Origin of the sequence: Stenotrophomonas sp. 59 (assembly GCF_030291095.1) — a bacterium.
In the GTDB taxonomy this organism is placed as follows: Bacteria; Pseudomonadota; Gammaproteobacteria; order Xanthomonadales; family Xanthomonadaceae; genus Stenotrophomonas; species Stenotrophomonas maltophilia_Q.
The window spans coordinates 2231835-2246329 of the sequence record NZ_CP127408.1 but is presented as its reverse complement, the minus strand read 5'-3'; the positions used below and the strand labels follow the sequence as shown (position 1 = coordinate 2246329).

The following is a 14495-nucleotide window of genomic DNA, read 5'->3' as shown; positions in this document are numbered from 1 at the left end:
AAAGAAAGTGACGCGACGAATTCATCCACGCATGGCGTGGATCTACCGCAGCCCCACTTCAACACGCAAACCCTCCGACACCCGGTAGATCCACGCCACGCGTGGATACGAAACCCCGCCAACCCGCGGTAGATCCACGCCACGCGTGGATACGCACACCCACGCCAACACAAAAAAGGGAGCCCGCGCACGGGCCCCCCTCACCTTCCTCATGCAACCCGCACCGGCTCGTACCCATGCAGGTGCGCTTCGCTGCTGGCGCGTCCCTGGCTGAGCGAACGCAGCGAGGTGGTGTAACCCACCAGCTGCGCCAACGGCGCGAAGCCATTGACCTCAGCCCGACCCTCCTGGTCGTCGATGCGGGTGATGCGACCATGGCGGCGGTTGAGGTCGCCGACCACATCACCCACCGACGCTGACGGCGAATGCACCGTCACCGCCATCACCGGCTCCAGCAGCTGCGTGCCACCCTCTGCCAGCGCCGCCTTGATCGCCTCGGCACCCGCGCGATGGAACGCCATTTCGGAGGAGTCCTTCGCATGGGTCTGGCCATCGACAAGGCTGACCTCGATACCGACCACCGGATGACCCTGCGGACCCTCCGACAGCGCGGCACGCACGCCCTTCTCCACCGCTGCAATGAAGCTGCGCGGCACCACGCCACCGACGATGCGGTCGTTGAACACCACCTGGTCGTCGTCGCGCGGCGCCACATCCAGCACCACGTGCGCGAACTGGCCCTGGCCGCCGGTCTGCTTGACCAGCCGCCCGACGACGCCGGACATCGCGCGCATCGGTGTCTCCTGGTAGGCCACGCGCGGCGCACCCACGCCCACATCAACCTTCCATTCGCTGCGCAGGCGCTCGACCATCACCTCCAGGTGCAGCTCGCCCATGCCCCAGACCAGGGTCTCCGCCGTGTCGCGGTCGGTTTCGACGCGGAACGAGGGATCTTCCTGGGCCAGGCTGGCCAGGCCCTGCGCCATCCGGATCAGGTCGGCTGCACGCGCCGGCTCCAGCCGCCACGCCAGCACCGGCGCCTGAGCCTGGATGTTCTCCAGGCGCAGCGGCTGTGCACGGCCGCTCAGCGTTTCACCGCTGGCTGCATCCTTCCAGCCCAGCACCGCCACGATGTCGCCGGCCACGGCCTGTTCGATGTCATGGGTCTGGTCGGCCTGCACCCGCACCAGCCGGCTGACACGCCGGCCCTGCGGGTGCTGCGAGCTGGCCACCGCGTCGCCCACCTTCAAGGTGCCCGAGTACAGCCGCACGAAGCTGAGGGCGCCGTGCTGCTGATGGGTGATCTTGAACAGCAGGCCTGCCAGCGGGCCATCCGGGTCCGGCGGCAGCACCACCTCGCCGCCCTCGCTTTCAGCGGTCACGGCAGGCCGGTCCAACGGCGATGGCAGGTAATCGACCACGGCGTCCAGCAGCGTCTCGATGCCTTTGTCCTTGAACGCTGCACCGGCCAGCACAGGCACGCCCGCACCCGCCAGCGTCGCCCGGCGAATCGCTGCGCGCAGCTGTTCGGCATCGATCACGCGCCCTTCCAGCCAGGCATCGGCCAGCTGCTCATCGTGATCGGCTACCGCCTCGACCAATACATCGCGTTGCGCTTGCCATGCCGCGCGCAGCGTGTCGTCCCACGGGGTGATCGTCGCCACAGCACCGTCCTGCCACTGCAGCACGCGCTCATCGACCAGATCGACCCAACCGTTGAAGCCACCTTCGCTGCCCAGCGGTACGCCCAGCGCCCACGGGCGTGCCTGCAGCTTGTCCTGCAACTGCTCCAGCACGCGCTCGAACGAGGCGCCGACGCGATCCATCTTGTTGACGAAGGCAATCAGCGGCACGCGATGGCGGCGCGCCTGGCGCCACACCGTCTCCGATTGCGGCTGCACGCCATCCACGGCCGAGAACACCGCCACGGCGCCGTCGAGCACGCGCAGCGAACGCTCGACTTCAATGGCGAAGTCGATGTGGCCGGGCGTATCAATCAGGGTCAACCGATGGGGCGGCAGGTCGCGCGGCGCCCACTGCGCCTGCACGGCGGCCGCGCCGATGGTGATGCCACGTTCGCGCTCGATCGCCGAGAAGTCGGTGGTCGCGTTGCCGTCGTGCACTTCGCCGACGCGGTGGATCTCGCCGCTTTTCCATAGCAGGCGTTCGGTCAGCGTGGTCTTGCCGGCGTCGATGTGGGCAATGATGCCGAGGTTGCGGCGACGGGAAAGGACTTGGGTGTTCATGAAGAGATTCCTGCAAAGCCAACTTCGGAGGCCGCGCACCCCGGTTGGCGACAGGGTGCGCGGCTAGCGTTCGGTCTCGGCGATCTGGTGCATGGCACGTTCTCCTTGGGTACTGGGTAGAGTCGACTGTTGGTCGGCTGGGTAGAGTCAGCTTGGTAGAGTCGACTGGGTAGAGTCGACTGGGTAGAGTCGACTGTTAGTCGACTTGCGGGAAAGCAGAAACGAAAAGAGCGCCCCGAAGGGCGCTCTGTCGAAGGTCCAGCGATAGCCGTTTCAGCGGCCTCGTAGGGCTCCAGGCAGACACGCCCGTTCCGCGCTTGCGCGGGTCAGGGTGAAAAACTTCAGGAGCGGCATCCGGTTCATGGAGCGCATTCTAGACCTGCCAATCTGGCGCGCAAGTGAATATTGCGCACATAAATGGAACGATGAGGCCGGCAACGATCAGGGTCAGATCCCTTTGCCCTTGGCAAAGGGATCTGACCCTTCTGCCATGCCTTACTTGCAGCCGTGCAGCTTGCGTGCCTCGGCCACCGTCGCAGCCCGGTCATCCCCCATCGAGATCCAGCCCTGCAGCGACATCGCCGGATCCACATGCGGCTGGCGCGCGCCACCGCGCACCACTACTTCAGTCCAACTGCCCACCGGCGCCAGTTCGGACAAGCGTGCCGCCTGGTCGTCCTCGGTGCTGAACATGTCATCCGGACCCGCTGGCGGCGTGGTATTCACGGTTTCCGTCTTGCGGGTTCGGACCCGGAGTGCACCGTCCGGCAACCGCTGGGTGATCACGTCGTAGCGCTCAACGCCATACGCCCACCTGTTCTCGCCAACGCTGCGGGTCTCACTACCGTCATCAGCCACGGCTACCACCTCACCTGCCGGCCCGACAACGCCCGCGACAGCCCCCAGGCCGGACATCAGTGCCTGATAGACGATCATCTGCCGCTGCTCGGCGGTCAACGCTCCTGCCTTGAGCTTGGCGGCAGGAATCTGCAGGTACGCCGCCTCACTGCACAGCACCAGCACCTGCTGGTCGTCCCAGCTCACCGACATTTCCTCGTTGGCAAAGTACTGCGTCTTCATCGACGTCACAGCGGCACCGTCGCCACTGGAATGCCGGGTCTCGATCAGTGAGGCGTTCTCAGCCGCATTGGTCAGCGAAACCTGGGAGGTCGACGCTGCATTGGCAGCGCACACCGAAGCAATCATCGCGGCAAGCAGCACACCGCGCGTAACGGTACGGATCATGGCATCAGTCCATTGAAGAAAACGAAGCAACCATGATACCCGGAGCAAGCTGGTGAACCGTGGCTCAGGTCACCACCACCAGCGGCACTCCGCGCCGCGGGTGCTCCAGCACCACCACATCCTGCTGGTAGACGCGCTGCAGATTGTCCTCGGTCAGCACCTGCAAGGGCGTGCCATCGGCCGCCACCCTGCCCTGCTCCAGCAGCACGATACGGTCCGCATAGCCGGCCGCCAGATTCAGGTCATGCAGTACCACGATCACGCAGGCACCGGCTCCGGCACAAGCGCGCACGCTGCGCAGCGTGCGCTCCTGATGGCGCAGGTCCAGCGCGGCAGTCGGCTCATCCAGCAGCAGCAGCGGCGTGTCCTGCGCCAGCACGCGCGCGAACGTGGTTCGGGCGGACTCACCACCAGACAGTTGCTGCACTTCCCGCAGGCGCAGCGCCTGCAGTTCAGCGGCATCGATCGCCGCTTCCACCTGGGCATCATCGACAACCGGATCCGGCGGATGCGGCAACCGCCCCATCGCCACCACCTCTTCGACGCTGAAGGCAAACCGCACGCCGTGCTCCTGCGGCATCACCGCGCGCTCGCGCGCCAGTGGTCCGGCCTTGTAGCTGGCCAGCGGCTTGCCCAGCAGACTCACCTCGCCCGCATCGGCGCGCAGATCGCCGGCCGCAACCGCCAGCAACGTGGATTTGCCTGCGCCATTCGGGCCGACCAACGCCGTCACCGTGCCGGGCTCGAACGCCAGCGAAATGCCATGCAGGATCTCGCGCTGCTGGCGGCGCACCACCACGTCGTGCAGCTTCAACAGCACGCTCATGGTGCCGCCTTGCGGCGCTGCTGCAGCACCAGCCAGAGGAAGAACGGCGCGCCGAGCGCAGCCGAGAACAGGCCCAGCGGAATCTCCGCCGGTGGATCCAGCGTGCGGGCTGCGGTGTCGGCCACCACGATCAGCAGCGCGCCAAGCAGGCCGGACAACGGCAGCAACCAGCGATGACCCGGGCCGACGAGCAGGCGTGCCACGTGTGGCACCACCAGGCCAACGAAGCTGATCGAGCCGGCAAACGCCACGGCCGCACCCACCAGCAGCGCACTGAACGCCACCAGTCGGCGACGCGTGCGGGTAACGTCCAGCCCAAGGTGCTGCGCCTGGCGTTCGCCCAGCGCCAGCATGTCCAGCGGCGTAGCCAGCCGCTGCAACGCGAACACGCCAATGGCGAACAACGGCACCACCGCCGCCACGTCGGCCCAGTTGGCGCGTGCCAGCGAGCCCATCTGCCAGAACACCAGCGACTGCAGTTCGCTTTCGCTGGCGATGTAAGTGAGGAAACCAATCAGCGCCGAGCAGAACGCGGCCATCGCGATGCCGACCAGCAGCAGCGTGGCGTTACCCGTGCCCTTGCCGGGCCGGGCCAACGCATACGTCAGGCCGATGGCCAGCGCACCGCCGGCAAATGCGGCTACCGGCACCAGCCAGCCGGCGGCACCGGCAGCGCCCAGCACGATCGCGGCCACCGCACCCAGCGCCGCACCCTGGCTGACACCGACGATGCCCGGATCCGCCAGAGGATTGCCGAACAAGCCCTGCAGGCTGGCACCGGCCATCGCCAGTGACGCGCCCACCATCGCGCCCAGCAGGGCACGCGGGATGCGCAGCTGCCAGACCACGGCCAGATCGCGACTGCTGACCGCCTGCGGATCGACAAGGCCCAGCTTCACCGCCAGCGCCTGCATCACTTCCAGCGGCGGCAAGCGCAGCGGACCCACGGCAAACGACGCCAGCACTGCCCCCAACAGTGCCAGCAACGCCACCATCAACATCGTCCGCCCGCGACGGCGGCGCCGATCCGCTGGACTCATGCCTTCGGCATCGCCGCGAACGCCTTGGCCAGCGCCAGCGCACCGGCACCGGAGCCGACACTGGTGTACTTCAGCTGCACATCCGGCATCACCCAGACCCGGTTGGCCTGCCCGGCCGGGGTCTGCTTCAGCGTCGGGTACGCCTTCCACAGGCCCTCGGCTCCGCCGAACAGCTGCAGGTCATGCTCGGTCACCAGGATCACCTCCGGCGCCGCGGCAACCACGCCTTCATTGCTCAGCTGCGAGTAGTTCTTCACTCCCGCCTCGGTACCGATGTTGACGCCGCCGGTCAGGGCAATCAGCTGCGCCGACGCGCTGTCGGCACCCGCCACGGTCGGTGAGCCACCGGCACCTGTTGCCGAGACGTGGATCACTCGTGGCGCATGGCCCAGCCCCTTGCCAATCGCTGCAGCCTCGTCGAGCTGACGCTGCACCTGGGTGGCCAGCGCCTGCCCGGCCTCGGCCAGCCCTAGCGCGGCGGCCACCTTGCGCACCTTCTCCGGTGCAGGCTGCAGGTCATCGATGACCACCGCCGGCTCGCCCACTTCGCGCAGCTTCTTTGCCAGCTCGGTATGCCGACGCAGGCTGTTGCCGAGGAACAGCGAGCCCTTCAGGCTCAGCACGCCTTCCACGCCCGTGGTGCGGTTGAACAGGAACTGGTGCGGTGCGGCCAGGCCGGCCTGGGTGGTGGTGTTGGTCGGCGCAGCGAACACCTGCTTGCCCAGCCCCAGCGCCTCGATCACCGCGATGACATCGTCGCCACCGGCGATGATGCGGCTGGTGTCGGCCACTTCGACGTCGGCGCCATCGTCGGAATGCACCTTGGCCGGCAGCACGGCCTTCTGGTCGTGCACAGCCGGCATCTCAGCACCGGCCACGCGCTGCCAGCCTGCTGGCAACGCGGTTTCCGCAGCCGGCGCTGCGGCCGCCGGCTCGGCAGGCTTCGCAGCATCCGAGGGGGCCGAGGAGCCGCCACAGGCGGCCAGCGCCAGCGAAACAGCCAACGGAAGTGCGCACAGGCGCAGACGGGACGCGATGTTCATGGACATTCTCCTTGCTGGCGGGGCGACACTTACGCCACCCCGCCGTGTGACTTACTGCTTCGGGGTGATGCGGGTGATGCGGTCACCCTTCGGGTCTTCAGCGCCGCGCGACTTGTTCACCGCGAACACGTTGCCCTTGCCATCGGCACGGACATGGTTCGGCAGCGTGCCGCCGTCGAGGTTGGCGACCACCTTGCCGTCGCCGTTCACCACGGTGACGGTGCCGGCGCCGCGGTTGCTCACATAGGCCAGGCCGGATGCATCATCGAAGGCGACGTTCAGCGCACCGGCGCCGACCGGCACGTCGTGCAGCACCTTGCCGGCGGCCACATCGACGATCAGCAGGTTGTCGGTGCCCTGCGAGGCCACGTAGAGGCGGTTCCGCGCCGCATCGAAGGCCACGCCGGAGGCACTGATCGAATTGCCCAGGTCGATGACCTTGTCGACCTTGCCGCTGGCCACATCGATCACCGCCGCTTCCGGGGTACCGATGCTGACGGTGAACAGCTTGCCGGCCTTCTCGTCCAGCACCAGGCTCATCGGGGTGAACTTGCCGTCATCCACGCCGGACTCCAGCGTCACCTGCGGCAGTTCCTTGAAAGTCCTGGCATCGAACACCGACAGGTGGTCCTCGCCGGTGGCCGAAGCGAACACCTTGCCGTGGGTGCCGTCGACCACCACGTCGCGTGCATGCGGCACGGCATCGACCGGGAACTGGTGGACCAGCGACAGGTCCTTCTGGCGATAGACCGCAATCGAGTTCTGGCGGGTATTGGTCACCCAGACATTGCCGTTGGTGTCATCCACGCCCACGCCATAGACCGCGTACACCGCACCGTTGGTGCTGCCCGGCACCTGCGCCGGGGTGATCGCCTTTGTCACCTTCAGCGACTTCGGGTCCAGCTTCAGCAGCTGCGACTGGGTCACCGGCGGGCGGCCCACGGCCGAGGTGACGAACACGGCATTGCTGGCGGCGCTGTAGGCGGACTGGTACAGGCCCGGCACCAGCTTGTTGGACTGGGTGGCGAACTGCGCCTGGCCGGACAGCGGCAGCTGCGGCGACACGCGCAGCTTCAGCACCGTTGCTGCGGCCGGCTGGCTGGCGCGCACCACCACCGGATGGGTGCCCGGCACGGCGTCGGCCGGAATGCTCAGCTGGGTCTTGAAGTTGCCATCGGCATCAACCACCACCGGCTGCGCGTTGAGCACGCTGTCACCGCGCAGCAGGCTGACCTTCTGGCCCGGCACGAAGCCACGACCGACCACGTCGGCAGTGCTGCCGGGGACCACGTTCTCACCGCGCGAGACGACTTCGCCCTTGAAGGTGGCGTTGGCCGGCTGATCGAACACCGGTTGCGCGGTGGCGGTCACCGCCAGCAACAAGCCCGCGGCGAGAGAGGTGAGACGGAAAGAAGGACGGAACGACATGGAAGGCTCCTTGCACACGTAGGCCGCGCCACGCGGCGCGGGATTCATCGGTTGCCTGGGCCGCTGCACGCCGGCAGCCTCGCCTGGGTAGTGGGGTCGCACGGCACTGCGTGCGAAGGGATTCATTCGGTGGCGTTGTCACCGCCAGTGGCGGCGCCGCCGTCACCGGCACTGCGATCGGTCACGCCGTACAGCTCGTGCAACGCCGCGTGGAACGAGGCCGGCAGCATCGGGCCATGGCCGAGCCCCTCGAACTCGCGGTACTGCACGCTCAGTCCCGGCACCTTGGCCAGCCGCTCGGACAACTGCATGGCTGCATCTGGCGTAGCTCCGCCAATGCGGCGCAGGTGCGCGACCACGCGCGGATTGTTCATGTCGCGCTTGCCGCGATCGCCGACGCGCTCGGCGCCACCGAGCATCAGCCACACGCGTGCCGGCTGGCCATGCACGTTCTGCACGAACTGCTGTTCCGGATCGCCCAGCGCCGCGCCCTGGCTCCACCACAGCGAGGGACTGGCCGCCAGATAGGACTGGAACGCGGCAGGGCGGGTATACAGCGCATTGAGCACAAACAACCCACCCAACGAGTGGCCCCACAGCGATTGCTGCTGCGCATCGATGCGTGCGCGACGCTCGACCTCTGGCTTGATGCGGCGCTCGATCACGTCGAGGAAGGCGGCGGCGCCGCCACCTGCCGCCTGCGTGCTACCGCTCTCGTCATCCGCGCGGTCGATCCATGCGGTGTAATCGCGGGTACGGGCCTTCGAATCAATGCGCAGGTCGTTGTCGTAGCCGATCAGCACCAGCACCGGCGGCGCCTTGCGCGCGGCCAGCTCGGCCAGGATCGGCTGGTCCAGCACCATCGCCACGGCGTTGCCATCCAGCGCGTACAGCACCGGCAGCGGCGCCTTGCCGGCCTTGGCCGGGATCGCCACATTCACCCGCCAGCGGCGCTGCTGGTCGGGGCTGTCCACCACGAACTGCTCGAAACGATAGCTGGCCGCGGGCTCGTCGAGCACGGTGTGGCCGATCTTCTGCAGCGGGTTGCGCTGCTGCGCATGGGCGTAGGGGGTGGCCAGGAGCAGACCCATCATCAAGGCGACCAGGCCGCGGGCCAGCGGACCACGGGGCGAAGGCAGGACGAAATGCTTCATCGGCGGCGGCAGGAGCGGCCCGCGGCCGCCGGTTCACAAGGGACCGCAGTCTACCTTAAACGCGAATGATTATCACATCGATCAAACGTCACGCTGTGTATCACGCGCGCGCATGCCCGGGTTGCGCAAGGGGCAGCAATTCCCCTATTTTGCCGCCCATCGGGGCATTGGATCGCCCCGCTTCCAGCGCAGCCATGGATGGCGGGCACTTGCCGCCATCCGGGTCGCGTTCATCTGCACACAACCGCCATGGGATCGGATCCCATGATTGTGAGACCCCCTTGAAGCACACCGCACTGATCGCCCTTACCCTCGGCCTGCTTGCACCGTTGGCCGCGTACGCCGCGCAGGATCTGCCGACGCTCTACCAGGCCTATGAAGAGGCCGGCAATTCGACCCTGAGCATGGAAGAACTCAACCAGACGGTGACCTTCACCGCTGTGGCGCTGGGCGTCTCCAGCAACCTGGCGGGCGAACCGCTCGTTGAGGCCGGCGATGACCAGGGCAACGTCCTGGCCCGATTGACCACCTCTGACGACCAGCAGGCCGCCAAGCTGGGCGCCCTGGAGGAAGGCGCCCTCTTCACCGCCAGCTGCACGCTGCAGTTCAGCTCCGGCACGGACTACCTGTCCTTCGGCGACTGCACCGTCAAGTAAAGAAGAAGCCGGCGAAACGCCGGCTTCTTTTCGTTGCCTCTGTGGAGTCGGGCCATGCTCGACTCGCGCAGCGTCAGGGCCCCGAAGGCACCGGACCATAGACATTCTCCTGCGGTGTGCCCGGCAGCAACGAGAAGATCATGATCACGATTCCACCGCCCGGCACCAGCGCCAGCAGGAACAACCAGCCCGACTGGTTGCAGTCATGCAGGCGGCGCACGGTCACGGCGATCAGCGGAACGATCGTCGCCAGCCACATCACACCCAGCAGCACCACCATGCCGATCAGGATGCCGGCCAGCGCATCGGGACTGTTGCGCAGCAGGATCGCCAGCACGCCGGCCAGCAGCATCACCGCCGTCGCCACCAGGAACAGGAACAGCTGGTACATCCAATACTCGCGACGGTTGGCACGGCCCTCGAACTGGGCATAGCGCTTCAACGGCAGAATCATTTCCTGCACGGCATCAATCCTTGAAAAAGTGGCCGCGCAGTGTGCCAAAGACCGGCGCCGGGAACAATGCAGAGCAGAGCCATGCTCGACTGCCATTACCCCTGTAGAGCCGAGCCATGCTCGGCTGCTGTTCCCGAAGGCGATCATGCTCCGGCCAAGGGCGAAGTCGAGCATGGCTCGACTCTACGGAAGCCGGGTCAGCGGCCCTTCGCGGCCCGCGCGGCCTCGCGCTCGGCGCGCAGGCGGTCCAGCTTTTCCTTCAGCTTGATCTCCAGGCCACGCGGCACCGGGTTGTAGTACACGCGCTCGCCCATCGCATCCGGGAACCCGGTCTGGTCCAGTGCGATGCCGCCTTCGGCGTCGTGGTCGTACTGGTACTCGGCGCCGTAGCCGAGCTCCTTCATCAGCTTGGTCGGCGCATTGCGCAGGTGCAGCGGCACTTCTTCGGTGCCACTCTCGCGCACATCGGCCTTGGCCTGGTTGAACGCGGCGTAGCCGGCATTCGACTTGGCGGTACTGGCCAGATACAGCACCAGCTGGGCGAAGGCCAGCTCGCCTTCCGGGCTGCCCAGCCGCTCGTAGATGTCCCAGGCCTCCAGCGCCATGCTCTGCGCGCGCGGATCGGCCAGGCCGATGTCCTCGATGGCCATGCGGGTCAGTCGGCGCGCCAGATACGACGGATCGCAGCCGCCATCGAGCATGCGGGTCAGCCAGTACAGTGCCGCATCGGGGTTGGAGCTGCGTACCGACTTGTGCAGCGCCGAGATCTGGTCGTAGAACTGCTCGCCACCCTTGTCGAAGCGACGGGTACGATCGGCCAGCACCTGGGTCAGGGTCTGCGGCGTGATGCGACCGCCCTCCCCGCCCGCCAGTTCGGCGGCGATCTCCAACAGGGTCAGCGCACGACGCACGTCGCCATCGGCGGCGGTGGCGATTTCCAGCAGCAGTTCGGGAGCGACCTCGATGCCCTCCTCGCCCAGGCCGCGCTCACGGTCGCCCAGTGCACGTTCCAGCGCCTCGACGATGTCGGTCGGCGAGACCGCCTCCAGCACATGTACGCGGCAACGCGACAGCAGCGCCGAGTTCAGTTCGAACGATGGATTCTCAGTGGTAGCGCCAACGAACAGAATGGTGCCGCGTTCAATGTGCGGCAGGAACGCATCCTGCTGCGCCTTGTTGAAGCGATGCACCTCGTCCACGAACAGCACCGTGCGACGGCCTTCGGCGAAGCGCTGAGCGGCCTCGGCCAGCACCTGGCGCACCTCCGGCAGACCGGACAGCACCGCGGAGATGGCACGGAATTCAGCGTCGGAGTACTCGGCCAGCAGCAGCGCCAGCGTGGTCTTGCCGCAGCCGGGCGGCCCCCAGAGGATCATCGAATGCACGCGCCCGGATTCGACCGCGCGACGCAGCGCACTGTCCGGCGCCAGCAGGCGTTTCTGCCCGACCATTTCGTCGAGGGTGCGCGGGCGCATGCGCTCGGCCAGCGGGCGCAGGTGATCCCGATCGACGCTCAGCAGATCGGGGCCGGGGAAGGAAGTTGAACGATGTCTTGCCACCTGCGCATTGTACCGCGAGAGCGTGCCAACCAAGGTTGGCACCCACCAGGGCGGTGCTGGTTGGCACCCACCAAGGCGTTGCCGGTTGACACCTACCAGAGCAGGTAGCGCCGGGCCATGCCCGGCGTCACCCATCAATTACCGATGACGTCGGTGCCCTTCGGCGGGGTGAAGCTGAAGGTGCCAGCGGCGAACCCCGGGTTGCGCTTCCAGCCGCTGAAGCTGATCACGGTGCGCTGGCCGACGGCGTCGGTAATTTCCATTTTGGCCAGGCCTTGGGCATTGAAGCCCAGCGCGGCGTACTGGAAGCTGGCTTCGGTCTCGCGCTTCGGCGACAGCGACAGCCACTGCAGGCCGTCACGCGGCGCGGCCTCTTCGCTGACGTCGTACTGCTGTTCCAGCAGTGCCGGGTTGATCAGCGCGGTCAGCGGGCTGTTCTGCTCTTCCTTGCCCTGCTCGCGTACGGTGGCCTGCTCCAGGTCCGGCTCGTACATCCAGACCTTCTTGCCGTCGGCCACGATCAGCTGCTCATGTGGGCGCACGTACTCCCAGCGGAACAGGCGCGGCGCCGACAGGGCCACGCGGCCACTGGTCGATTCCTTCACCTTGCCGCGGCTGTCGAACACCTGCTGGCTGAACTGGCCATCCAGCCCCTTCAGGCCACTGGTGAAGGTCTTCAGGTCATCGCGGGCGCCGGCCCAGGCGCTGCCGGCGGCAGCACAGGCCACGGCCAAGGTGGTGGTGGCAAGAAAACGGCGGAAGCGGAAGTTCATGCGGGAATCCTGTGGGCGCGGGCGCCAGGAAAGGTGGTTGCCAGTGTGCCCGGACAAAGATGAATGGGCGATCAGGGCGACATTATGCCGCCCTGAACGTCCATCGGCGATTCAGCCGCCGGATCCCGGCAGCTTGCCGTACAGCACCTGGCCACGGAAGCCGCGCCGCACTTCGCGATACAGCGCGCGGAACGCGGCGTAGTCCTGCGGCTGGCACAGCGCCTCCGGCCCGCGCACCGCGTTCTGCTGCAGGCGATGATGCACGGTGACCTCCTGGCCTTCGCGACTCCAGTCCACCCGGTACTCGCCGGCCGCGTTGGTGAAGCGCTGGCTGGCCGGAATGGCGATGATCGGTGCATTGGCCGGGAACTGCAGGCGGTAGGTTTCCTCGCGCAGGCTGGCATTGCAGTAGAACGGCGTCTCGTTGGCGGGCGCCGAGGCGGTTGCGTACAAGCCGCGCACGGACTCCCCACCTGGCGGGTCTGGCACGGCCATGCCACCGGCCACGCTGAAGTCGGCGTAGTCCTCGGCCTGGAACGCCATGCGATAGCCGAACGGCCGGGTCAGGTCGACCGGAACGCCCTGGATCTGCAGCTGCCCTCGCCCATCGAAACCGGACGCGGCCATGATCTGCTCTTCAGCGCGCGCACGGTTCTGCGCGTTGAGCTGGGAAAACTGGGCGCGCATGCCGATCTCGGCGTTCTCGCCCAATTTCGGAATCGTCTCGCCGCGCAGGTTGCCGTTGGCGTCGAAGGTGAAACGCACCTCCATCGAGGTGGCATTACGCTCCGGCGTATTGGCCGGGGTGCGTGCCAGGGTGGCATCGCGGGTGCGCATCACTGGCGCGCCCAGATCGCCTTCCGGCAACTGGCCGAAGCGGGCCCACGCGGTGGTCGAATCCAGGTACAGATCGAATTCGGGAATGTAGGTGATGGCATGGTTGAAGCGGCCCAGCACCGGGATCTTCGGCAGCGTCGGCCCACCACCGGCACCGATCAGCACCGGCGAACTGGCAATGCCCTTGGCCGCCAGCAGCGCCTCCAGGATCGTCACGTGGTCCTTGCAGTCGCCGTAGTGGTTGTCGAGGATGCTCTGCGCACTGTTCGGCTCCAGGCCGCCATTGCCCAGGTACACCGCCACATAGCGGATGTTCTGCGCCACCCAGCGGTAGAGCGCGTCGGCCTGCTCGCGCCGGTCGCTGATGCCAGCGGTGATCTCATCAGCCAGCGCCTGCAGCGCCGGGGTCACCTCGGCCGCCGGACCGGCCTTGAGCTGGTAGGCACGGCCCATCTGCGCCCAGTCACGATACGTGCTGGCCATGATGTTCGGGCCGAACTCCCAGCCCGCTGCCGACCAGTTCTGCGCCGGCATCGCCTCGCGACGCTGGTAGCGCCAGCGCCACTGGGCCTGGCCGTTCTTCACCGTCGGCCGGTCGCTGCCCTGCACGCCACGGCTGTCGACGAACATCGGCAGGCTGGCCGGCGCACTCAGGGTGACCTCGGCATCCTCGTACTCGGTGAACACATTGAACGTCTCCCACAGGCCGAAATAGCCCGGGAAGTACGGCGTGGCCTGGGTGCGGCGCACCTGGTAGTACAGGCGCGTGCCCGGGGCCAGGTTCGGGAACACGATCACCCGCACCTTGCGGTCGGCATACATCGCCGCCGAGGCGCTGGAGTAGCTCTCCTGGGTGTAGATGCGGTCGGCCGGCACGTCGCGGCGCTGACCATCGGCGGTGATGGTGTAGGCGCCAAGCACTTCCAGCGTTTCCATCTTCTCGCTGTAGCTCAGCCGCACCTGGCTGAACTGCTCGACGGAGGCCTTGGTCTTGAGCAGGACTTCGTAGGTTTCGGTCTGCACATTGCCCGCATCCGGCCGCACCTGGTAGTCGGCGCGGTAACGGACAATGCTGAAATTGTTGCTGGCTTCGGTATCGCCGCTGGTGGAAGGCGGCGCCGTGGCGGGCGCGGAGGTGGCGGTATCTGCCAGTGCCGGGCCGGCAGCCAGGAAGGCTGCCAGCGCCAGTGCCAGCGCGCTGGGGACGGGGTGAAGCATGCGTCGGTTCCTTGGA

General features: G+C 67.1%; 12 protein-coding genes. 1 reads left to right on the top strand and 11 read right to left on the bottom strand.

From position 1 onward, the window contains the following. Positions 1-209 precede the first annotated feature (209 nt). The 7 genes from fusA to QP552_RS10415 all read right to left on the bottom strand — a co-directional run bounded on the left by fusA (position 210) and on the right by QP552_RS10415 (position 8982). Positions 210-2246: an elongation factor G gene (gene fusA, locus QP552_RS10445; RefSeq protein ID WP_286075833.1), complete on the bottom strand. Its 2037-nt coding sequence runs from the start codon at positions 2244-2246 to the stop codon at positions 210-212. Between the two features lie 495 nt (positions 2247-2741). Continuing rightward, positions 2742-3491 (bottom strand): hypothetical protein, encoded by a 750-nt coding sequence (locus QP552_RS10440; RefSeq protein ID WP_286075831.1) that lies wholly within the window; start codon positions 3489-3491, stop codon positions 2742-2744. Positions 3492-3555: 64 nt separating this feature from the next. Then, entirely contained in the window at positions 3556-4317 is a 762-nt protein-coding gene (locus tag QP552_RS10435; RefSeq protein WP_286075829.1) for a heme ABC transporter ATP-binding protein, read from the bottom strand. Further along, positions 4314-5357 carry an iron ABC transporter permease gene (locus QP552_RS10430; protein WP_106548552.1) on the bottom strand — a complete coding sequence of 348 codons (1044 nt, stop codon included), beginning with the start codon at positions 5355-5357 and terminating at the stop codon, positions 4314-4316. Before QP552_RS10430 ends, QP552_RS10435 begins: the two co-directional genes overlap by 4 nt. Continuing rightward, a complete protein-coding gene (locus QP552_RS10425) occupies positions 5354-6400 on the bottom strand; it encodes an ABC transporter substrate-binding protein (protein ID WP_111112619.1) in 1047 nt (348 codons plus the stop codon). The genes QP552_RS10430 and QP552_RS10425 overlap by 4 nt, the downstream gene beginning before the upstream one ends. A gap of 51 nt (positions 6401-6451) precedes the next feature. Then, entirely contained in the window at positions 6452-7828 is a 1377-nt protein-coding gene (locus tag QP552_RS10420; RefSeq protein ID WP_111112703.1) for an ATP-binding protein, read from the bottom strand. Positions 7829-7950: 122 nt separating this feature from the next. Beyond that, on the bottom strand, positions 7951-8982 hold the full coding sequence (locus QP552_RS10415; RefSeq protein ID WP_111112617.1) for an alpha/beta hydrolase-fold protein: 1032 nt from the start codon (positions 8980-8982) through the stop codon (positions 7951-7953). A gap of 281 nt (positions 8983-9263) precedes the next feature. Here QP552_RS10415 and QP552_RS10410 point away from each other — a divergent pair, with 281 nt between their 5' ends. Then, on the top strand, positions 9264-9638 hold the full coding sequence (locus QP552_RS10410) for a hypothetical protein (RefSeq protein WP_111112615.1): 375 nt from the start codon (positions 9264-9266) through the stop codon (positions 9636-9638). Positions 9639-9711: 73 nt separating this feature from the next. On the opposite strand, the gene QP552_RS10405 is transcribed toward QP552_RS10410, so the two are convergent. The 4 genes from QP552_RS10405 to QP552_RS10390 all read right to left on the bottom strand — a co-directional run bounded on the left by QP552_RS10405 (position 9712) and on the right by QP552_RS10390 (position 14479). Next, the gene (locus QP552_RS10405) at positions 9712-10101 is read right to left on the bottom strand and encodes a DUF805 domain-containing protein (protein ID WP_106548556.1); all 390 of its coding nucleotides are present in this window, start codon (positions 10099-10101) and stop codon (positions 9712-9714) included. Between the two features lie 188 nt (positions 10102-10289). Beyond that, the gene (locus QP552_RS10400) at positions 10290-11567 is read right to left on the bottom strand and encodes a replication-associated recombination protein A (RefSeq protein ID WP_227199431.1); all 1278 of its coding nucleotides are present in this window, start codon (positions 11565-11567) and stop codon (positions 10290-10292) included. Positions 11568-11785: 218 nt separating this feature from the next. Beyond that, entirely contained in the window at positions 11786-12424 is a 639-nt protein-coding gene (gene lolA, locus QP552_RS10395) for an outer membrane lipoprotein chaperone LolA (RefSeq protein WP_111112613.1), read from the bottom strand. A 111-nt stretch (positions 12425-12535) separates the two neighbouring features. Beyond that, on the bottom strand, positions 12536-14479 hold the full coding sequence (locus tag QP552_RS10390) for a DUF3857 domain-containing protein (RefSeq protein WP_111112611.1): 1944 nt from the start codon (positions 14477-14479) through the stop codon (positions 12536-12538). Between the last annotated feature and the right edge of the window lie 16 nt (positions 14480-14495).

Excerpts from the sequence above, each read along its gene's own strand:
- QP552_RS10440 (WP_286075831.1), bottom strand. The coding sequence starts at position 3,491 with ATGATCCGTACCGTTACGCGCGGTGTGCTGCTTGCCGCGATGATTGCT.
- QP552_RS10425 (WP_111112619.1), bottom strand. The coding sequence starts at position 6,400 with ATGAACATCGCGTCCCGTCTGCGCCTGTGCGCACTTCCGTTGGCTGTT.
- fusA (WP_286075833.1), bottom strand. The coding sequence starts at position 2,246 with ATGAACACCCAAGTCCTTTCCCGTCGCCGCAACCTCGGCATCATTGCC.
- QP552_RS10435 (WP_286075829.1), bottom strand. The coding sequence starts at position 4,317 with ATGAGCGTGCTGTTGAAGCTGCACGACGTGGTGGTGCGCCGCCAGCAG.
- QP552_RS10420 (WP_111112703.1), bottom strand. The coding sequence starts at position 7,828 with ATGTCGTTCCGTCCTTCTTTCCGTCTCACCTCTCTCGCCGCGGGCTTG.
- QP552_RS10415 (WP_111112617.1), bottom strand. The coding sequence starts at position 8,982 with ATGAAGCATTTCGTCCTGCCTTCGCCCCGTGGTCCGCTGGCCCGCGGC.
- lolA (WP_111112613.1), bottom strand. The coding sequence starts at position 12,424 with ATGAACTTCCGCTTCCGCCGTTTTCTTGCCACCACCACCTTGGCCGTG.
- QP552_RS10430 (WP_106548552.1), bottom strand. The coding sequence starts at position 5,357 with ATGAGTCCAGCGGATCGGCGCCGCCGTCGCGGGCGGACGATGTTGATG.
- QP552_RS10390 (WP_111112611.1), bottom strand. The coding sequence starts at position 14,479 with ATGCTTCACCCCGTCCCCAGCGCGCTGGCACTGGCGCTGGCAGCCTTC.
- QP552_RS10400 (WP_227199431.1), bottom strand. The coding sequence starts at position 11,567 with ATGCGCCCGCGCACCCTCGACGAAATGGTCGGGCAGAAACGCCTGCTG.